The organism is Lentibacter sp. (assembly GCF_029254145.1).
GTDB lineage: Bacteria > Pseudomonadota > Alphaproteobacteria > Rhodobacterales > Rhodobacteraceae > Lentibacter.
The window spans coordinates 22166-41816 of the sequence record NZ_JAQWYD010000007.1 but is presented as its reverse complement, the minus strand read 5'-3'; the positions used below and the strand labels follow the sequence as shown (position 1 = coordinate 41816).

Genomic DNA, 19651 nt, shown 5'->3' with positions numbered 1-19651 from the left:
CACCACAACAAAATCGAGCCCCCACGCTGCACGCAAGCCGGCAAGCCTCTCGCTCACAGCCCGCCGCCCTGAGCGGCCCATAACATCTCCAAGAAATAGTATTTTCATGCAAAACCCATAGGCCGCAGGGCCGCCTTATGCAATCACGTATCGTGCCGCATAATACACTGGAAAGGCTACAGAGCGCGCCATGAAGCACACTTTATGGATCTCATGGTGTACGGCCTCAGCGCGCGCAAGATCCGTGCCCTCTGCTACGGTGATCCGCGGGCGCAGCTGAGCGCTCACAAAGCGCCCCGCTCCACTTGGCTCGCTTTCCCCGTGTCCGACAGGATCGTCCTCATATCCGAGCACAACAACTCCTGCATCATGCGCCAGATGCAAATACCAAAGCATATGACAGGCCGAAAGCGCCGCAATCAGCATATCCTCGGGATTGTGCAGCTGCGGGTTCCCACCCAGAAGTGGGTCATTCGAACATTTAATTACAGTTTTACCAGGTGTGCGCACCTCCCATGTGCGCGCATACCCCTGATAGCGAGCATTACCTGTGCCTTGATTGCCCGTCCAAACCACTTTGGCGTCAAAATCATGTGTCACGTTCATGCTTAACTCCCTTACATCCACAAAAATGTCTCTTCAGACAAAAGCCCAAAGTCCTTGCGTAGGTTGGGGGACGGGAGAGTACGGCGGAGAACGGGTCTCACACCGTTATAATCCCGCGCTCCGTCACAATCATATCGAGCGGTTGGTCAGTCGCCTCAAGCGGCAAGTTTTCAGCTTCTTGCGCGGCAAAAGCAAAGCCGATGGCCAGCGTCGCCCGCTTTGTACGCAAGCCTTCCAAGCTACGATCATAAAACCCGCCACCATAGCCGAGCCGGCCACCGCTTCGATCAAAAGCGACCAGCGGCACAATCAGAATTTCTGGCTCAAAATATTGAAGCGTCGCGGGGACCATTGCCTTGAATGGTCCTTCCACCAAATCACAGTCAGGCTCCCAACGCGCAAACTTGAGCGCCTGCCCAGCGCCCTGAATAACAGGCACACCCACAGGCCCGTGCGCCGCGGACTCTTCCATCGCAGCGAGCGGATCAATCTCGGTTCTTATTGGCATATAGCCCGCAAGCGCGACGCCGCGATGCCCTGCCAAAATCTCGGAGAGATAACCCGCCTGCGCCTTACAGGCCATTTCAAACGCGACCTTGCGCCGTGCAAAAGCCGCCTTTCGCGCCGCCGCTTTGGCTTCTGTCAAATCCATCATACCAAGACCAACGCTGCCAACCCAAGGAAGGCAAAAAAACCAACAATATCTGTTACGGTGGTCACAAAAGCCCCCGAGGCCAATGCAGGATCAACTCCTGCCTTCTCCAAGGCCACAGGAATAACCGTCCCAGCAAACCCTGCCACAACCAGATTGATCACCATCGCAGAAGCAATGACCAAGCCTAGAGTCGCCGAGGAGAACCACAACAGACACACAGCCCCCATCACCAGCGCAAAAATCGCACCGTTCACCGCGCCCACCAGGACTTCACGACGGATCACCCGCCAGACGTTAGAGCCAGTAAGGTCTTTCGTCGCAATCGCGCGCACCGCAACAGTAAGGCTCTGGGTTCCCGCATTCCCACCCATCGAAGCCACAATCGGCATCAAGACCGCCAGCGCCACGAAATCACTGATCACACCTTCAAACTGGGCAATCACAAGGCTCGCCAGAACCGCCGTCACAAGGTTTACAGCCAGCCATGGAAAGCGCCGCTTGGTTGTGCTGATCACACGATCGGTCAGACTGCCCTCACCAACACCCGCAAGACGCAGAATGTCTTCCTCATGTTCTTCATCCAAAACAACCATGGCGTCATCAATGGTAATCACTCCAACGAGCCGCCCCTCATCATCCACAACGGGCGCTGAAATTAAGTGATATTGGTTGAACGCATAGGCCACATCGCCCTCGTCCTGATCGACTGGGATAATCTGGAAAACCTCTTCGGTGAGATCGCTCAAAGGCTGCTTGCGTGGCGCGCCCATAATACGCCCAAGTGTGACATTACCCACAGGGTGCATTCGCGGATCAACCAGAACGACATGATAAAACTGCTCTGGCAAGTCTTCGGATGAGCGCATGAAATCAATCACATCACCCACACACCAATGCTCAGGCGCGGCAACAACCTCGCGCTGCATCATCCGGCCCGCAGAGTCTTCAGGATAGCTTAGTGCTTGACGCGCAACCATCGCATCCGCGTCATCAAGCGCATTAAAAATTGCATCTTGCTGCAGCTGTTCCAGGTCTTCCAAAAGGTCAACGACGTCATCGGATTCCAACTCCCGAACCGCCTCGGCCAGAACCTCAGGGCGCAGTGCAGAAATCACATCTTCGCGGATACTTTCGTCGAGCTCCGACAGAATCTCGCCATCAAACTCTACACCATAAAGCTCAATCAGCGCATATCGGTCTGCCGAACTGATCTGTTCAAGCAAGTCAGCAATGTCGGCCGCATGCATCGGCTCCATGAGCGAAATCAGCTCATCGCGGGCACCAGCCTCCACAGCCTCCAGAACAGCTCCAACATCACGGCGACTTAGCTCGTAAACTTCGTCTTCGGACTCAAATGTATCTGTCTCGTATTCGCTCAAATCAGCCCCCGTTTTCTTGCCCTTAACCTAAGCGCAAGCTATCAAAGGAGCAATCGGCGAATTGAGTTTTCAGCAGGTTCCGCGCTTGGCCGCCAGCATCAAACCCAGTTGTTGTTTGGCCCACGGACCACGGCAATATCGCGCGCCTTTGGTTTAAGCATATTCTTACGGTGCCCTGGCGAGTTGGCCCAAGCCTGCATAACCTCAGCAGAGCTTTCCTGACCAGCCGCAACATTTTCGGCCACCGTACAAAATTTGTAGCCCGCCCGCTTAGCACGCTTAGCAGGGGTCGATACGTTTGAACCCGTGTGGGTAAACACGCCGCGCCGCGCTATGTCACTTGCGTGTAGGTCTGCCGCTTTTTCCAGCTGCGGGCTCACATTCAAAGCATGCAATCCATTTTCAGCGCGAAGCTTATTTACCATGGACACGACGTCTCGCATGGGTTCCGCCTGTAAAAGCCCTGCTGGGGCCAAACAAAAGATTCCACACAAAAATACCTGTTTTAGACTCATACCACATCCTCTCACGCCAAACCTTAACTCATCAATTTTTGCGCCAACTTATTCTGTCGCGCGATAGCGCCGCCAAGGTCAAGATGCTTCATATGTCCATCCTGCACGATATGCCTACCCTCGACAAACAAATCTTTGACTCGCGTTGGCCCTGCAAGCAAAAGCGCCGCCGCATCCCAGCTGCCTGCGCTTTCAATGCCGCGTGTGTCCCAGAGCGCGATGTCAGCGCGCTTGCCCACAGCAATTTGGCCACAGTCCCTGCGTCCAAGCACTTCGGCGCCTCCACGTGTCGCAATTTCAAGCGCCTCTCTCGCGCTCATCGCATCGGCGCCAAAAGCAACCCTCTGTAAGAGCATCCCTTGCCGCGCCTCGGCCATCATCTGCCCAGTATCGTTGCTCGCAGAGCCATCTACACCAAGACCAACTTTCACATTCGCGTGTCGCATCGCCCGCACAGGTGCGATGCCCGATCCAAGACGGCAGTTCGAACAGGGACAATGAGCGACACCCGTTCCTGAGCGTGCGAACAGATCAATCTCTTGCCCATCAAGCTTGACGCAATGCGCATGCCAAACATCAGGCCCTGTCCATCCCAGATCTTCCGCATACTGCCCGGGGCGGCAACCAAATTTCTCAAGGCTATAAGCGACGTCTTCGTCGTTCTCTGCCAAATGCGTGTGCAGCATCACGCCTTTATCACGGGCCAAAATAGCGGCATCCCGCATCAGATCTCTGCTCACAGAAAACGGCGAGCAGGGCGCAACCCCGACCCTGACCATCGCGCCTTCGCGAGAATCGTGGTGCGCGTCAATCACGCGAATACAATCTTCAAGGATATCTGCTTCGCGCTCTACCAAACTATCAGGCGGCAATCCGCCGTCACTCTCACCAATACTCATAGCGCCCCGCGTAGGATGAAACCTGAGACCAACTTCCGCCGCGGCCGCAATCGTGTCGTCAAGCCGTGATCCGTTCGGATAAAGATAAAGATGGTCCGAGCTCATGGTGCAGCCGGTCAGCGCCAACTCCGCCAACCCTACTTGCGCACTTATAAACATCTCCTCTGGACCAAATTTGGCCCAGATCGGATAAAGTGTCTGAAGCCAACCAAACAAGAGCGCATCCTGCCCACCAGGAACAGCTCGGGTGAGACTTTGATACAGATGATGATGCGTATTCACGAGCCCTGGCGTAACCACGCAGCCCGCTGCCTCAAGTACCGCACCAGAGGTGGCTAACCCGTACCCCACGGCAGCAATCGCACCCTCACGGAGCAAAATATCCGCCCCTTGGAGCTCCTCGCGCCTGTCGTTCATTGTCAGGATATGGTCCGCGCCGCGGATGAGTGTTTCGCGCATGAGAGCTCCTCGCTTCAAACGCCCCCTCATCTCGAAAAACAGGTTGCGCTGGAAAAGGGCCGAGAAGCGCGTGTGTTTAGGCTAACGCCAATCTCAGCTCAAGAAAAGCGTGAGAGGATATCAAGTGCTGCTTTGTGCTGTTCTTCTCCCGCCGCCGCCAAGACCCGCCCGCCGTCATGGGCCTTGTCGCCCTTCCAGTCTGTGACAATGCCACCAGCGGCTTCAATGAGCGCGATGGGCGCACAGATGTCATAGTTAGAAAGCCCCGCTTCGATCACTAGATCAATCTGCCCCGCCGCCAAAAGCGCATAAGCATAACAATCTATGCCAAAGCGCGTGAGCTTCACATGCTGGGCAACCGCCTCAAAGCCTGCGCGCTCCGCCATGGTTCCGACTTCGGGAAAGGTCGTAAACAAAATCGCCTCGCTCAGCGCACGACTGCCGCGGACGCGCAAGGAGGAGTCACCCATCGGCCCAGTCATTTCTGCCGTGCCGAACCCGCCCCAAAAGCGCTCGCCCACATAAGGCTGATCAATCATGCCAAATATCGGGCCACCCGCGTCGCAAACCGAGATCAATACTCCCCAAGTCGGCGTGCCCGCCAGAAACCCGCGCGTTCCGTCTATTGGATCGAGAACCCATGTCAGACCGCTTCGCCCCGCGCAGACACCGAACTCTTCACCAATAATTGCATCATCAGGGCGCTGTTCTGCCAAAACAGAACGCATCACTTGCTCCGCAGCCTTGTCCGCCGCTGTAACGGGATCGAATCCTTCGCTGAGTTTATTTTCCGCGCTCAATCCAGCCGAGCGGAAATAAGGCAGCACGACACCCCGCGCAGCCTCGGCCAGCGCGTGTGCTGTGCGTGTGATCTCTTGAAAATCATGCTGTGTCATGGGCGTCTCCTCGGGGTGTCTATGCCGCAGGAGCACTCATGGGCACAAGCCCCGCCATCAGAGCTGCGATGGCTCAGGCCACATCACTCAAGACACGTGCCAGATCAAACAAGCGTTTGCGCTGGTTCTCGGGGATAGAGTAGTAAGAGCGGATCAACTCCATTGCCTCTTTGTCGCCCATCAGGTCCGATGGCATACGCTCTTCCTTCGCGACCGCTGCCTGATCGACATCCAGTCCTTCAAAGAAAAACGACACAGGCACATCCAACACTTCGGAAATGTCCCAAAGTCGAGATGCACTGACGCGGTTTGCACCCGTCTCATACTTTTGAATCTGTTGAAATTTAATGCCGACTTTTTCGGCCAATTGCTGTTGTGTCATGCCAACAAGCCAGCGTCGGTGACGCACTCGCTTACCTACATGAACGTCCACTGGGTGAGCCATATTCTACTCCTAAATTCACACTCGCACACTTAGAACGCGTCCAATCTCCTGGATCGTTCGACCGGTCAACCCCACACGGCTCAGCGAGAGATACTCTCTTACGCCGCGAAAACAAACAATAATCTGTGAGCACCGGTATGCACATGTAAGAAAGACTACCGCATAAAGCTAAACAAAATCTTACGCACACGCATTACGCGTTTTTGATCCGCCTTTGTCAAGTAGGGGGCCTTTTGCCCTGCGCATCTCTGCCTATTGCGCGGAAGCTCGAGCCAGACATACTTTTTGCATGAAAGTCTCTCATAGGAGTAGAAACCCCGCAAAAATCTAGGCAAACTGCGGCTACGATCAAGCCAAAGGACCAAGACCAATGAGCCCAACAACGATGCGCGCCCTGCGCTGCATGACCAAAGGTCAATCACCTGAAATTCAAGAGATTGCACGTCCTGAGCCCGCAAAAGGCGAACTGCGTATCAAGGTGTCGGCCTGCGGATTGAACTTTGCGGACTTGCTCATGGTTCAAGGCACCTATCAAGACACCCCGCCCTATCCTTTTACGATGGGCATGGAAGTCGCCGGCATTGTCGATGCACTGGGGGATGGCGTGAACGGCCCTGCCGTAGGCACTCCTGTAATGGTATTTGGCGGCCAAGGCGGCCTTGCCGAATATGCCTGCTACGACGCCGCGCGCGTAACCCCGTTGCCAGACGGAGCCAATATGAACGAAGCTGCTGCTCTTCAGGTCGCCTATGGCACAAGCCATGTGGCACTTGGCTATAAAGCTGGCCTGAAAGCCGGTGAGACACTGCTGGTGCTTGGTGCAGCAGGTGGCGTCGGCCTCACAGCCGTCGAAATCGGTAAGCTCATGGGCGCAAAAGTAATTGCCTGCGCGCGTGGTGCAGACAAACTTGCCGTGGCAAAAGCTGCTGGAGCGGACCATTTGATCGATGCAGAAACAGACGATATCCGCGAGGCTGTGCGCGCTCTTGGCGGAGCGGATGTTGTTTATGATCCTGTCGGTGGAGATCAATTCAAAGCCGCCATGCGCGCCTGTAACCCAGAAGCCCGGATTTTGACAATCGGGTATGCTTCAGGCGAAGTGCCCCAAATCCCTGCCAATATTCTACTCGTCAAAAACCTTACAGTCATGGGGTTTTACTGGGGTGGTTACCTAGCCTTTAAGCCATCGGTCATCACAGACAGTCTCGCAGAACTGGTCTGCTGGCATGCAGAAAAAAAGATTAAACCTCATGTGAGCAATAGCTTGCCGTTAGAGCAAGCCACGGAAGGTATGGAACTTCTGCGCTCCCGCAAATCTACGGGGAAGGTCGTGATAACCCTTTAGCAGCTCATACTGAAAAAAACGCTCGATTCCTGACTAAATCGCTAACGGTAATGCTTGAAAAAGTGGCCCGCCTCACCGATATTTGCTCTGAGGGCTCTGTGAACAGGCAGGGCCACACAAACGCCTATGCAACCTCGGAGGCTACACATGGCAGAATTTGACACCGTCCATTCCGGCGCACACACACAAGACGCCGCAATTGACCAAGGGCTTCGCGCCCATATGAACAAGGTCTACGGCCTCATGTCGGCCGCACTCCTTGCCACTTTCGCTTTGGCCTACATGGTCGCCCAAAGTCCAGCTGCACAGCAGGTCTTGCTCGTGCCGCCAATCGTTTATGCAGTCATCTTTGGCCCACTGGCCTTCGTTCTGGTCGCCAACTTCGCGTTTGAACGCCTCAGCGTTGCCAGCCTCAACATGATTTTCTGGGCCTATGCCGCGCTCACAGGCGTGTCACTCTCAGTGATCTTCATCATGTTCTCCATGTCCAGCGTGATCATGGGGCTGCTTTACACCGCTGTCGCCTTCCTCGGCCTCAGCCTCACAGGCTACCTTACCAAGCGCAATCTTGGCCCAATTGGCCAAGTCGCCACGATGATGGCGTGGGGTATTGTCGCCATTGCAATGTTCAGCTTCTTCACAGGCGGCATGGGCGCCGCTGGCGCATGGTGGATGAACCTTGCAATCCTTGGCGTCTTCGCCGTTCTCACAGCGACGTCCACGCAGGACATCAAGAATACCTACCTCGGCGCACGCTACCAAGGCGGCCAGGAGGCAGAAATGTTCCTCGAAAAAGCCGCCATCATCGGCGCGCTGCAACTCTACATCAGCTTCATCGCGATGTTCCGCTCGATCATGTTCCTCTTCATGCCGCGCGACTAAGCGAGATGCTTTTGACAAACACAAAGGGCCAGCCACCGCGCTGGCCCTTTCCTTTAGACCCCTTGCCCACTTGCCCACCATTGACAGGGCCTGCCGCATGGCCACTCGCTTTATCGCCGAACTAAGTAGACACGGCTAAATGTGCTTCAGGCGAGGTTTTAAAGGGACTTTCGCGCTGCAAGACCGAATGTGCCAAAAGCAAAGCTCTGACCACTTTAATAAACTGAAATCCGCGCCACAGAAACATCTGCAGTATGGTCGCGCCCGTAAGCGACAACCGCTATGGATTTAACTGCCACAGCGCGCAGCTCTTTGCGCAATAGCCGCCCCTTGGCTTTGAAGCTCGCAAACGGAATACGCACAGTGCTCCACTCTTCATCCGCCTCAAAACGCCCCTGATAGAAGTTCCAAGGCAAAAGAGTACCTCCAGTGCGGATATGGATAAAATACGTCTGCCCATTGCCCCGCACTCTCAGTTCGAGCCCTGCCGCTTCGAAAGATAGCGCTTCAGAGAGCTGCAAGCGCGCCTGTATAAAGCCGCCGTTGTTTTTCGTGCTCACATCGCCAGTAAGGTGTACAAACCCCTGTGAGCCCTCGCGCTCAAGCGCCACAGTGCCCGTTGACACCCCGCCCATCACCTGATCGGAGATAAACTCCCAACGCGCATCGGGTGTACCGCTAAAATCCTCAATCATCTGCTCGCCCCCTGTCGCCGCAGTGCCCGAAACCAAAACGCCGAGCGCCATCACAGCCATAAAATTCTCAAACCTGACCATATAAAGTTCGCTCTCTCCAACCTTGATCGCCTTTTCCCTCGATATTTCTACGGGTCGGGCGACCAGCCCCTACCACCAGCACATGGTATCATGACCCGCTCCTACAGACCTAGGCACGCCCTAGCGCCCAAACAACCACGCAAAGAAAAAGGCCGCCCCTTTCGGAACGGCCCAATCACATCAAAGTCAAAATCAAGACTTACTTGATTTTGCCTTCCTTATATTCAACATGCTTGCGCACAACGGGGTCGTACTTACGAACCGACATTTTCTCTGTCATTGTACGTGCGTTCTTCTTGGTCACATAGAAGTGGCCAGTGCCTGCGGTCGAGTTCAGGCGGATTTTGATCGTGGTTGGCTTCGCCATTGGGCTTCTCCTGCGGCTGAGTCTCGCAAACAAAATGCAGACCCGTGAATTCTCTTGAAGCCTGCCTTTTAAGGATCACCGCGCCCGAGTCAACCGCAAAGCGTGCCTAACGCATAGATTTGCTTTGCATCCCCTAAAAGAAGCCGCGAAAAGGCCCTATGACACGTGCCTCACCTACCCTTCTCGCGCTCTGCGCGATCCTCGCTGCCGCTGTTCTCTGGGGGACCACTGGTACATTGCAGAGCTTTCTACCCGACACCCGTGAGCCCCTCGTAGTCGGTGCGCTGAGGCTCGCTATCGGCGCGTTCTCACTGCTCCTGCTCGCATCCATGACACGCGGGGCGTTCGCCGCTTTGCGTAAGCTGCCAAAAACTCCGCTGTTGGTCGCTGCCCTCGGTATGGCCGTCTACAACCTCCTCTTTTTCGCCGCAGTGGCCCAGGCAGGCGTCGGTCTTGGCACAGCGGTTACAATAGGCTCAGCTCCACTCTGGGTCGCCGCATATGACACTCTACTGCTACGCCGCGGGCCCAGTCGCCGCAAAGCCCTTGGTCAGGCTCTAGCCATTGCAGGCGCCGCCCTCCTCGTACTCGCGGGCACACAAGGAGGTGCCTCTTCTATTGGCCTCCTGCTCGCCGCAGCCGCAGGTCTCAGCTACGCGAGCTACTCGCTCGCCTCCTCCAAAATGGTCGCCGACGCTCCCGCAGCGACCATCGCCGCCAGCACCTTTGCGCTCGCAGCCCTGTTTACGGCCCCTGTTTTCGCGTTTGTCCCGTGGCATTGGGCGCTGACAGGCACGGCTCCAGCCACACTTCTCGCGCTTGGGGTGGGCTCAACAGGTCTCGCCTATGCACTCTACACATGGGGCCTCAAATCCGTGCCCGCCTCCACAGCGGTCACGCTTGCGCTCGCCGAGCCGCTCACTGCATGGGTGCTCGCCCTCGTCGTCGTGGGCGAATCTGCCACGCCACTCAAGCTCGCAGGCGCCGCCTTGCTCTTGGCTGGTCTTTATGTGGTCACAACAGATAAACGCACGGAAGGCCTATAAGCCGGATCTTGTCCAAGCAGGTTGCCCCGCTCTGGATGACCATTCATCTTAAGGCGCTGTTACCAACGCCTCTCTAGCTGCCAACCCGAACCTCAAAGCCAAGACGGCTTATAGCGAGGTTCCTATTCGGCATTGCTCCCAGTGGGGTTTGCCATGCGAGGTCTGTTGCCAGCCCCCCGGTGGGCTCTTACCCCACCGTTTCACCCTTACTTCCTCGTGAGAAAGCGGTCTCTTCTCTGTGGCACTTTCCGTCAGGTTGCCCTGCCCGGGCGTTACCCGGCACCGTTGTCTTGTGGAGTCCGGACTTTCCTCGAGGCGCCCAAAGGCCCCCCGCGGTCACCCAGCCTTCCGCGCCCCTCGCAGATAGAACTCCGCGCCACGCCCGTCAATCGTCCAATCTACACTTTTTCTTTCCCCAAATATCTCTGGGGTGGCTGGGAGAAGCCCACCAAAAGCGAGAGCTTGCAAGCGCATGAGACGATGCCAGAGGCAACGCAACCTTCAAACAAAGACGCGTTTACACGGCCAGCGCGCCGCCAACCCCGACATCAACGCCGCGTCCTCGCAGCTCAATCTCCCAGACGCCCATGGCCGAAAGCGTAAACGAAAGGCCTCAAGAATAAGCGTATCCTCCACATCCCCGACAGGATAGCCAAACCTCTCCGCATCTGCGTAAAACTCCCCGGCCGAGCCCGCATCAGGCCAGACGGACAAGCCTCCCCGCGCCAAGCGCGCCCAGTCAAACCGCGCACCGGGATCACCCTTGCGTCCTGGCGCCATATCCGAATGCCCGATAACCCGCTCGGGAGGGATCGACCAGCGTGCCATAATCTCAGACATCAATAGCTCAAGGCGCGCCAGCTGCGGCTCGGGAAACGGATGATTTCCACGGTTTGCCAGCTCTATTCCGATAGAGTGGGAGTTCACATCCGTGACATCCCCCCACCGCCCTGCGCCCGCGTGCCATGCCCTCATTTCTTCGGGCACAAGTCGCGTAATCTGACCACACTCACTGATCACATAATGCGCAGAAACCTCAGCTTCAGGCGCGCACAGTCGCGCAATCGCCGCTTCGGCGCTCTGCATCGCAGTGTAGTGGATCACAAGCAAATCAGGGCGCGCAGCCTCACGCCGCGCGCCCTGATTTGGCGATATCACATCGCAAATTGTGAGCGTGTTGCTCACTCGCCCGTAACAGCTGCCGCATCCAGCGGCTCTTCCGCTTGCAGCCCTACTGACTTGGCTGCACGAAAAGGTGCAGGATCCCAGGAGCAGGCATAACCGTCACCATCAGGGTCAAGTCCGAGACGGTCGCGCTCAGGCCCGCCCTTCGACAGAAACTCACTCTGCGCCAAGTCAGGTGATGGGTATTTCGCACAGTTGCGCGTGTATTTCGCCTGCAAGTTCAAGCCGACACGGCGATAAATGCCTTGCCCTCGCGGATTTGATGTATTGAGCGCAAACTCAACAATATTCGGTCCACCACGTCCTGTCCGAGTGGGCACAGCCGTCGGAGCCACATCTTGATACTGCGCTTTCAACGCCGCGCGCCGCGCCGCGTCGTCTTCAATACTGCGCTGTTCGCCAACAGCGCCAAAGTCATTTTCATTTGAAATCCCCGCCGCATTGATCACAGCGGGCGCTGGGTTGCTCGGGCTCGCGTTCAGAACCTGCCCGCTGGGACGCGTCGCATCCAAGACCGCGCTGACCTCCGAGGCCACATCACTTTCAGGCGTCCCGAGAATTTCCTCACTCACAGCGTTTGGACCTGGCAAAGCTGTTTGGCTCAGCTGCGCCTCGCGTGCGGCTTCTTTCGCGCTATACTCTTGGTAGCTGCCAAAGCCGACGCCATCGCCAGTGTTTAGCGCGCCGCTATCAAGGATCGCTGGCGCACAGGCGGCGAGAGCCAAACCTGCAAAACTCATCAAAATAGTATTTTTCACAGTCTGTCCTGCCTTTTCAAAGCAACTTTGCAATTGCGCAGCCCCTTACCACCATTTTGCAGGTTTGGCCACAAAACCAGCCGCTTGCTCAAGCGCATAGGCGGTATTCAGCAAGTCACCTTCTTCCCAAGGCCGTCCAATCAGTTGCAAGCCCAAAGGCAAGCCTTGGCTGTCTGTCCCCGCGGGAACAGCGATGCCAGGCAGCCCCGCAAGGTTTACTGTTACAGTGAACACATCATTTAGATACATCGCAATTGGATCCGCCTCGGACATCTCACCCAGACCAAACGCCGCGCTTGGCGTCGCTGGCGTGAGAATAGCATCGACACCCGTGGCAAAAACCTCTTCAAAGTCGCGCTTGATGAGCGTGCGCACTTTGCGGGCGCGATTGTAATAGGCATCATAAAACCCTGCGGACAAAACATAAGTGCCGACCATGACACGGCGTTGCACCTCATGCCCAAAGCCCTCGGCACGCGTTTTTTCATACATCTCTGTGATGCCATCACCTGCGGCAAGCTTGGCGCGGTGGCCATAGCGCACACCGTCATACCGCGCGAGGTTGCTTGAGGCTTCCGCAGGCGCGATCACATAATAGGTTGGCAATGCATATTTCGTGTGTGGCAGGCTGATATCAACAATCTTCGCACCCGCCGCCTTGAGCATCTCCGTGCCCTCAGCCCAGAGCTTCTCGATCTCCTCTGGCATTCCGTCCATGCGGTACTCGCGCGGAATCCCGATGGTCTTGCCGCGGATGTCTCCCGTCAGCATCGCCTCAAAATTCGGCACAGCCAGATCAGCACTTGTGCTGTCCTTGGCGTCATGGCCACACATGGCCTCCAGCATAATCGCTGCGTCGCGCACATCCTTGGTCATCGGCCCAGCCTGATCAAGGCTTGAGGCAAAAGCGACAACACCCCAGCGTGAGACGCGGCCATAGGTCGGCTTGATACCTGTGATGCCAGTAAAGGCCGCCGGCTGACGGATCGAGCCGCCGGTGTCAGTGCCTGTCGCCGCCAAGCAAAGGTCCGCAGCAACAGCTGAGGCAGAGCCACCAGAGGAGCCGCCAGGCGTCAACGCCGCTTCGCTTCCATCCCGCCGCCAAGGGTTCACCGCATTGCCATAAGCGCTCGTCTCGTTTGAAGACCCCATGGCAAACTCGTCCATATTGAGTTTGCCAAGCATAACCGCACCTGCGTCAAAGAGCTGACTGGTTACAGTGCTTTCATATTCAGGCTTAAAGCCCTTCAAAATATTGCTAGCGGCTTGCGAGGGCACGCCTTTGGTGCAGAACAAGTCTTTAATTCCGAGCGGAATGCCACACATATCTGGCGCATCGCCCGCCTTGATCCGAGCATCGGCAGCCGCCGCCTGCGCGCGCGCAATCTCTGGGGTATTATGCACAAACGCATTGAGAGCGCCCGCACTCTCGATCTCGCCGAGACAAGCCTCGGTCAACTCCGCACTGCTCACATCGCCCTTGCGAAGCGCGTCTCGTGCTGCTGCAATCGTAAGTTTGTTCAGATCACCCATTATTCCATCACCTTCGGAACCGCAAAGAATCCCTCACGCGCATCAGGCGCATTCGCCAGCACTTTGGCCTGCTGGCCTCCGTCGCTCACAACGTCGACACGGCGTGGCAAACGCATCGGCGTGACCGAGACCATCGGCTCCACTCCCTCCACATCTACTTCACTCAACTGTTCGATAAAGCCGAGCACCGCGTTGAACTCTTCAGCCAAAGCAGGCAAATCCGCCGCCTCAACTCTGATCCGTGCCAGCTTGGCCACTTTGGCTGCTGTGTCCTTGTCAATCGACATGGGGTCTCTCCGTTTCTGTGTTGCTCTGCCTTTAGCGCGCGGCGCGCCCCGCTTCAACCTCAACTGAAGCCCAAGCACTCGGTTTTCGCAGGCTTTCGCCCCAGTTCTTGCTTTTTCGCCCGATTGCGCCTCAAATTCGCACACGGCGCAGACCTCGACATTTTCAAGCCCTTTCAAGGAGACACATCATGCAAATCCTCTGGCTCGGCCACGGCTCGTTTCGCTACGTCATTGGCGGCAAAGTCCTCTTGGTAGACCCCTGGCTCACAGGCAATCCTATGCTGCCCGCAGGCAAACACGGAGAGGCCATCGAGGGCGCAACCCACATTCTGCTCACCCACGCCCATTTTGACCATGTCGCCGATGTGCTTCCATTGGCCAGACAGCTCAAGATACCCGTTGTCGGCCAGTATGATCTTATGACGCACTGGGAAGCCACTGAAGGCATTGAAACCATCGGCTTTAACAAAGGCGGCACAATAGATCTCGGCAACCTGCGTGTCACAATGGTGCACGCAGTTCACTCGAGCTCATTTGGAACAGACACAGGCCCCAATGTTCCAGGCTCCGAATGCGGTTTTGTCATCGAGGGCGAAGGCCATTCAATCTATCACTCAGGTGACACAGAGGTTATGGCTGACATGCAAATCATCCATGATCTTCATGCACCTGACATTGGCGTGCTTTCGGCGGGCGGCCACTTTACAATGGACATGCGCCGCGTCGCCTATGCCGCCAAAAAATTCTTCAAATTCAAAACACTAATCCCTGGACACTACCGCACCTTCCCGATCTTGGAGCAATCTGCGGACCTCTTAGTTCGCGAGCTTCCCGAAGTCGAAGTGATAGAGCCAGAGGTTCTCGAGCCCATTCGCTTCACGTGATGCCACCCCGCAACTGTACCTTTTCCTCTCCAAAAATATCCTTGAGGGAGCTCGAGGGGCAGACAGCCCTGTCAAAAAATCGGATTACCTGCAGGGCAATTAGATCTGAGGCCTAGCGTTTTCCCGCAAAGAACGCTTCCAGCAAACTCGCGGAGGCTCGTGCGCCAATTCCCTCATAAATTTCAGGAACATGATGACACTGCGCATGGCCAAATATACGGGGTCCCTGCGCCACCCCCCCGCTTTTGGGGTCACCTGCCCCATAGTAAAGCCGCGCCAGACGTGCATTGGAGATCGCTCCCGCACACATCGGGCAAGGCTCAAGCGTCACATAAAGCGCAGCCCCCTCAAGCCGCTCCTGCCCAAGGGCCGCGCAGGCGGCGCGGATCACAAGCATTTCGGCATGGGCCGTCGGGTCATCTAACTCGCGGCAGCGGTTGCCCGCCTGCGCTACAATTGTACCATTCATGACTATACAAGCGCCCACAGGCACTTCGCCACGCGCCCCTGCCGCTTCAGCCTCTCTCAAAGCCACATCCATATGCGTATCAAACACCATATCTCCACATGCCCCATGAAAGCCCTCTTTCGCAAGAGCCGCGAATGCTCTAAGCGGGCCTTATGAGCAACACATCCAAACCAACAGCCCCCTCCTCTTCCACACCTGAAGGGGACCGCATCGCGAAGGTCATCTCCCGAGCAGGCGTCGCCTCTCGCCGCGAAGCTGAGCGGTTGATCGAGCAAGGCCGCGTTTCTGTAAATGGCAAGGTCATCACGAGCCCTGCACTCAATGTGACAAGTGCTGATAAGGTTGTTGTTAATGGCAAGGCTCTCAAAGCCCCGGAGCCGCCCCGTATGTGGCTCTATCACAAGCCCCAAGGCCTCGTGAGCACCAACAGCGATGAACAGGGGCGGACCACAATTTTTGACAAGCTCCCTGAAGAGCTGCCCCGTGTCATGACAGTTGGCAGACTTGATCTCAACTCAGAGGGGCTCTTGCTCCTCACAAACGACGGAGGCGTCAAGCGTCAGCTTGAGTTGCCCTCTACAGGCTGGCTGCGCCGCTACCGCGTGCGCATCAAGGGCCGTCCCACCGAAGAAAGCTTTGAGCCGCTACGCAAGGGCATCACCGTGGATGGCGAAAACTTCCAACCCATGATCGTGACACTTGATCGTCAGCAAGGCGCCAACGCATGGGCCACAATCGGCCTGCGCGAAGGCAAAAACCGCGAAATCCGCCGCGCCATGGAAGCCGTCGGTTTCTCAGTCAACCGCCTGATCCGCGTCTCTTACGGCCCCTTTCAACTTGGCGATCTCAAGCAAGGCGAAGTGCAGGAACTGCGCGCTAAAGTCATCCGCGATCAGCTTGGCTTAGAAATGCCCGATCCAGTGATAGAAAAGCCCACTCGCGGCAAAAAACCGGTCCGCCGCCGTACCCGCTGAGCCAAAACAGACGGGCGAAACTCTGCCTTGAAGCAAATCTTCGCCGTTTCCCCCTAGCGCCTCGCGCATGCGTCCCCTACCTTAAGTCTCAGTAACGATGGGGATTGGTGGGGATTTATGACCGAAACTGGCTTGCAAAAACTGGCCTTTGCACTCTTGGTGCTGCTCATGCTCTATGCTTCCGTCTACGGAGTCGCCTGATGTCAGAGCAATTTGGCGGAAAATATAGCCCAGAAGCAGGCAATGCCGCAGATGGCAACAGCTATCAAGGCGCGCGTCGCTCTCGCGTCGGCGGGAGGGTCAATTTCCTATTCCTCGCTCCCCTGCCGATGATCTGGCAGGCGTTTACTTCTCCTCCGTTGGAAATGTTCCTTTGGCTCGTGGCGCTGGCTGATCTTTTGCTGGCCGCTTGGCTCACCCGCTCAGGCCAACAGGCCCATGAAGCCTACGACGCCCGCAAAATTGCACGTCGTCCCGCCCTACCACGCAAAATCCTTGGCTAAATTCTCACTGGCACAGGCCTCGCTCTCGCGGGTTATGTTGGCTTTGGTGTCCTTGAAGCCGTGCTCTTTGGGGGTCTCGGGCTTGCGCTCCACTTCGCCGCCTTCGGTCCTGATCCACTTGTAAACAAGGGCATGGACGGAGTGGATCAATTCCAGACAGACCGCGTGGCACGTGTTGTCACCCAGGCCGAAGAGCACCTCACAGCCATAACCGCCGCCGCTCACCGCGCCGCCGACCGTCAGGTAAGCTCCCGTGTTGAGCGCTTTCAGCGACAGGTTCGCGAACTGCTGCGCACTGTCGAGGAGGACCCGCGTGATCTCACTGCAGCGCGCAAATTCATGGGCGTTTATTTGAAAGGCGCACGTGACGCGACCGAAAAATTTGCCGATATTTACACCCGCGCCCGCGCCCGCAGCACAGAGGCCAGAAATGACTACCTCGCTCTGCTGAGCGATCTACAAGACAGCTTCTCAGCCAAGAACCGTTCTCTTTTGCTGGATGACCGCAGCGATCTCAATATCGAGATCGAAGTGCTGCGCGACCGTCTCGCCCAAGAGGGCATCCGTTTAGACAAGTCCTAATTTTATCAAGAAAGTGAGGTCCGACATGGCCACAGAAATCCAGAAAAAAGCCCAAGACACACTCGCCCTCGTCGAGGAAGTAAATGCCGTGGTCCTGCCAGAACCTGCTGAGGTAAACGCCATAGTACCCATGAGCGAAGCCAAAGGCGCTCTCGGCAAAGAGATCAAATCCCGCATGGGCGAGCTTGACATGAGCGACACGCAGTCGATCGTCAGCTTCGGCTCCGCTGCGCAGGCCGAGCTCCAGGAAATTTCCCAAGCGATGCTTCAGGGCGTGCGCAACAAGGATGTCGGCCCCGCTGGCGATAGCCTGCGCGGCATCATCACAACAATCCGCGGCTTCTCCGTCAGCGAGCTTGATGTGCGCCGCGAGCGCACATGGTGGGAAAAACTCCTCGGCCGAGCCGCGCCTTTTGCCAAGTTCACAGCAAAGTTCGAGCAAGTCCAAGGCCAGATTGACCGAATCACAGAGAGCCTGCTTGACCACGAGCACACGCTTCTGAAAGACATCAAATCGCTCGACATGCTCTATGAAAAGACACTGGCGTTTTATGACGAGCTCGCGCTTTACATCGCTGCGGGTGAAGAAAAGCTCCGCGTGCTCGACGAAAAAGACATCCCCGCGCTCGAAGCCAAAATCGAGAAAGCGCCCGAGAAAGACAAGGTCATGCGCGCGCAAGAACTGCGCGACCTGCGCGCCGCGCGCGACGATCTGGAGCGCCGCGTGCATGACCTGAAGCTGACGCGTCAGGTCACCATGCAGTCACTCCCGTCAATCCGTTTGGTTCAGGAAAATGACAAATCGCTCGTGACAAAGATCAACTCGACACTGGTCAACACCGTGCCGCTCTGGGAAACACAACTCGCCCAAGCGGTCACAATCCAGCGCTCCGCAGAGGCCGCCGCCGCCGTGCGCGACGCCAATGATCTGACCAACGAGCTGCTAACGGCCAATGCCAAAAACCTACGAGACAGCAACAAGATCATTCGTCAGGAAATGGAGCGTGGTGTCTTTGACATAGAAGCCGTCAAACAGGCCAACGCCGATTTGATCGGAACGATTGAGTAGAGCCTTCATATCACTGACGAGGGCAAAGCCAAACGCGCCTCCGCCGAAGTCGAGCTCAAGAAAATGGAGGCTGAATTGCGCGACACACTTGCCGCCGCAAAAGCGCGCAAAACCGGCACGGGCGATACCGCTGGTACAGCTGTGCCACACTAAGCCGATGGCCCGCGCCCGTCGCCTCTTTGCCCAGACAGGGGCAGCTCTTCTCGGGCTGTCCCTTCTGGTTTGCTGCACCTTTCCCTTGCGCGAAAGCCTCAAACCCCAACTGCGCCCAGCAAGCCTCACACCCACCAAAACCGCGCCAAAGCCCGATGCGCCACAAGCACCCACGGCCAAATCACGCGAGCTTGCCGCTTATTATGAAAAGCTCGAAGAGCACCTGCTCTCCCAAGGCCTTCTACGCCGCGACGGGGGCGGGCCCGACACCAAATTCCGCGCCCTTGATCTCGCGCGCAACTTCGAGGCCATCGCTTTTTATGACGAACATTCAAGCGGCGCGCTTCTGTCCGAGTCTACAGCCGTAAGCCGCTTTCACCCTTGGCGTGGCCCTGTGCATTTCAATGCCCACTTCGGGCCCTCGGTCTCCGCTTCACAACGCATAAACGACAGAGCGACCGTAAATGCATACGCCGCCCGCTTGGCCCGCGACACGGGCCATGAAATCAGCACGACAGACGCCAAAGGCAACTTCCATGTGATATTCGTAAGCCATGATGACGACGACGCTCTGAAAGATATTGTCGCCAGCGTCTGGCCCGACTTCCCAAAATCTCGGTTGCAAACTTTGACAAACCTGCCACGCGACATTTACTGCCTCGTCCACACGAACACACCGTCGGCCGGTGAGGGAAGCGAGCGCGCCCTCGCTATCATCCGCGCCGAACACCCTACCCTCATGCGCCTATCGTGCGTGCACGAAGAGCTCGCCCAAGGCCTTGGGCTTTCCAATGACAGCCCTCTCGCGCGTCCATCAATCTTCAATGACGATGAAGAATTCGCCACCCTCACCAGTCACGACGAGCTTCTGCTCAAAATGCTCTACGACCCGCGCCTCAAAAGCGGCATGAGCCTGCCTGAAGCCCGCCCCACCATCAAACAAATCGCCGCCGAGCTCACTGGCGAAACCAACAGTTAACTTCG

At 56.8% G+C, this 19651-nt stretch carries 20 protein-coding genes, 1 other RNA gene and 3 pseudogenes; 8 read left to right on the top strand and 16 right to left on the bottom strand.

Features of this window, described 5'->3' with window-relative positions; translation table 11 throughout:
• From P8O11_RS00875 to P8O11_RS00840, 8 genes are all read right to left on the bottom strand, one after another.
• On the bottom strand, positions 1 to 108 hold a 108-nt coding region (locus tag P8O11_RS00875), incomplete at its 3' end, for a YmdB family metallophosphoesterase (RefSeq protein WP_300290667.1).
• Between the two features lie 27 nt (positions 109 to 135).
• The gene (locus P8O11_RS00870) at positions 136 to 606 is read right to left on the bottom strand and encodes an OsmC family protein (RefSeq protein WP_300290657.1); all 471 of its coding nucleotides are present in this window, start codon (positions 604 to 606) and stop codon (positions 136 to 138) included.
• A 97-nt stretch (positions 607 to 703) separates the two neighbouring features.
• Positions 704 to 1261 (bottom strand): 5-formyltetrahydrofolate cyclo-ligase, encoded by a 558-nt coding sequence (locus P8O11_RS00865; protein ID WP_300290655.1) that lies wholly within the window; start codon positions 1259 to 1261, stop codon positions 704 to 706.
• Complete coding sequence (gene mgtE, locus P8O11_RS00860) at positions 1258 to 2640, bottom strand: magnesium transporter (RefSeq protein WP_300290653.1); 1383 nt, start codon at positions 2638 to 2640, stop codon at positions 1258 to 1260. Before mgtE ends, P8O11_RS00865 begins: the two co-directional genes overlap by 4 nt.
• A gap of 98 nt (positions 2641 to 2738) precedes the next feature.
• Positions 2739 to 3083 (bottom strand): CAP domain-containing protein, encoded by a 345-nt coding sequence (locus tag P8O11_RS00855; RefSeq protein WP_300290650.1) that lies wholly within the window; start codon positions 3081 to 3083, stop codon positions 2739 to 2741.
• Positions 3084 to 3178: 95 nt separating this feature from the next.
• Positions 3179 to 4513 (bottom strand): 8-oxoguanine deaminase, encoded by a 1335-nt coding sequence (locus tag P8O11_RS00850; RefSeq protein WP_300290648.1) that lies wholly within the window; start codon positions 4511 to 4513, stop codon positions 3179 to 3181.
• Between the two features lie 98 nt (positions 4514 to 4611).
• Complete coding sequence (locus tag P8O11_RS00845) at positions 4612 to 5409, bottom strand: inositol monophosphatase family protein (protein WP_300290646.1); 798 nt, start codon at positions 5407 to 5409, stop codon at positions 4612 to 4614.
• Between the two features lie 73 nt (positions 5410 to 5482).
• A complete protein-coding gene (locus P8O11_RS00840; RefSeq protein ID WP_300290644.1) occupies positions 5483 to 5854 on the bottom strand; it encodes a helix-turn-helix transcriptional regulator in 372 nt (123 codons plus the stop codon).
• Positions 5855 to 6239: 385 nt separating this feature from the next.
• Between P8O11_RS00840 and P8O11_RS00835 the strand changes: the two genes are divergently transcribed.
• The gene (locus P8O11_RS00835) at positions 6240 to 7199 is read left to right on the top strand and encodes an NADPH:quinone oxidoreductase family protein (RefSeq protein WP_300290665.1); all 960 of its coding nucleotides are present in this window, start codon (positions 6240 to 6242) and stop codon (positions 7197 to 7199) included.
• Between the two features lie 147 nt (positions 7200 to 7346).
• Positions 7347 to 8081 carry a Bax inhibitor-1/YccA family protein gene (locus P8O11_RS00830; protein ID WP_300290642.1) on the top strand — a complete coding sequence of 245 codons (735 nt, stop codon included), beginning with the start codon at positions 7347 to 7349 and terminating at the stop codon, positions 8079 to 8081.
• 215 nt (positions 8082 to 8296) lie between these two features.
• On the opposite strand, the gene P8O11_RS00825 is transcribed toward P8O11_RS00830, so the two are convergent.
• Together P8O11_RS00825 and rpmG are read right to left on the bottom strand one after the other, a co-directional pair.
• Positions 8297 to 8857: a CIA30 family protein gene (locus P8O11_RS00825; protein ID WP_300290640.1), complete on the bottom strand. Its 561-nt coding sequence runs from the start codon at positions 8855 to 8857 to the stop codon at positions 8297 to 8299.
• A gap of 199 nt (positions 8858 to 9056) precedes the next feature.
• Complete coding sequence (rpmG, locus tag P8O11_RS00820) at positions 9057 to 9224, bottom strand: 50S ribosomal protein L33 (RefSeq protein ID WP_068241894.1); 168 nt, start codon at positions 9222 to 9224, stop codon at positions 9057 to 9059.
• Between the two features lie 158 nt (positions 9225 to 9382).
• Between rpmG and P8O11_RS00815 the strand changes: the two are divergent.
• Positions 9383 to 10231, top strand: a pseudogene (locus P8O11_RS00815) (DMT family transporter); the annotation flags it as partial.
• Between the two features lie 20 nt (positions 10232 to 10251).
• Here P8O11_RS00815 and rnpB read toward each other — a convergent pair.
• The 5 genes from rnpB to gatC all read right to left on the bottom strand — a co-directional run bounded on the left by rnpB (position 10252) and on the right by gatC (position 14033).
• Positions 10252 to 10622, bottom strand: an RNA gene (gene rnpB, locus P8O11_RS00810) — RNase P RNA component class A.
• 149 nt (positions 10623 to 10771) lie between these two features.
• Entirely contained in the window at positions 10772 to 11455 is a 684-nt protein-coding gene (locus P8O11_RS00805) for an N-acetylmuramoyl-L-alanine amidase (protein ID WP_300290636.1), read from the bottom strand.
• Positions 11452 to 12213 (bottom strand): hypothetical protein, encoded by a 762-nt coding sequence (locus P8O11_RS00800; RefSeq protein ID WP_367186808.1) that lies wholly within the window; start codon positions 12211 to 12213, stop codon positions 11452 to 11454. The genes P8O11_RS00805 and P8O11_RS00800 overlap by 4 nt, the downstream gene beginning before the upstream one ends.
• 45 nt (positions 12214 to 12258) lie before the next feature.
• The gene (gatA, locus tag P8O11_RS00795; protein ID WP_300290634.1) at positions 12259 to 13746 is read right to left on the bottom strand and encodes an Asp-tRNA(Asn)/Glu-tRNA(Gln) amidotransferase subunit GatA; all 1488 of its coding nucleotides are present in this window, start codon (positions 13744 to 13746) and stop codon (positions 12259 to 12261) included.
• On the bottom strand, positions 13746 to 14033 hold the full coding sequence (gatC, locus tag P8O11_RS00790; RefSeq protein ID WP_300290632.1) for an Asp-tRNA(Asn)/Glu-tRNA(Gln) amidotransferase subunit GatC: 288 nt from the start codon (positions 14031 to 14033) through the stop codon (positions 13746 to 13748). Before gatC ends, gatA begins: the two co-directional genes overlap by 1 nt.
• Before the next feature lie 188 nt (positions 14034 to 14221).
• On the opposite strand from gatC, the gene P8O11_RS00785 reads away from it, so the two are divergent.
• Positions 14222 to 14917, top strand: a complete 696-nt coding sequence (locus P8O11_RS00785; RefSeq protein WP_300290630.1) for a metal-dependent hydrolase — start codon at positions 14222 to 14224, stop codon at positions 14915 to 14917.
• A 112-nt stretch (positions 14918 to 15029) separates the two neighbouring features.
• Here P8O11_RS00785 and P8O11_RS00780 read toward each other — a convergent pair whose 3' ends face one another.
• On the bottom strand, positions 15030 to 15476 hold the full coding sequence (locus tag P8O11_RS00780) for a nucleoside deaminase (protein WP_300290628.1): 447 nt from the start codon (positions 15474 to 15476) through the stop codon (positions 15030 to 15032).
• A 62-nt stretch (positions 15477 to 15538) separates the two neighbouring features.
• Here P8O11_RS00780 and P8O11_RS00775 point away from each other — a divergent pair, with 62 nt between their 5' ends.
• From P8O11_RS00775 to P8O11_RS00760, 4 genes and pseudogenes are all read left to right on the top strand, one after another.
• A complete protein-coding gene (locus tag P8O11_RS00775; protein ID WP_300290626.1) occupies positions 15539 to 16360 on the top strand; it encodes a pseudouridine synthase in 822 nt (273 codons plus the stop codon).
• 200 nt (positions 16361 to 16560) lie between these two features.
• Positions 16561 to 17445 (top strand): annotated as a pseudogene (locus tag P8O11_RS00770) (5-bromo-4-chloroindolyl phosphate hydrolysis family protein).
• A 25-nt stretch (positions 17446 to 17470) separates the two neighbouring features.
• Positions 17471 to 18667: pseudogene (locus tag P8O11_RS00765) on the top strand (toxic anion resistance protein).
• A 4-nt stretch (positions 18668 to 18671) separates the two neighbouring features.
• Positions 18672 to 19646, top strand: coding sequence for a DUF2927 domain-containing protein (locus tag P8O11_RS00760; RefSeq protein ID WP_300290624.1), 975 nt, complete (start codon positions 18672 to 18674; stop codon positions 19644 to 19646).
• Positions 19647 to 19651: the final 5 nt, after the last annotated feature.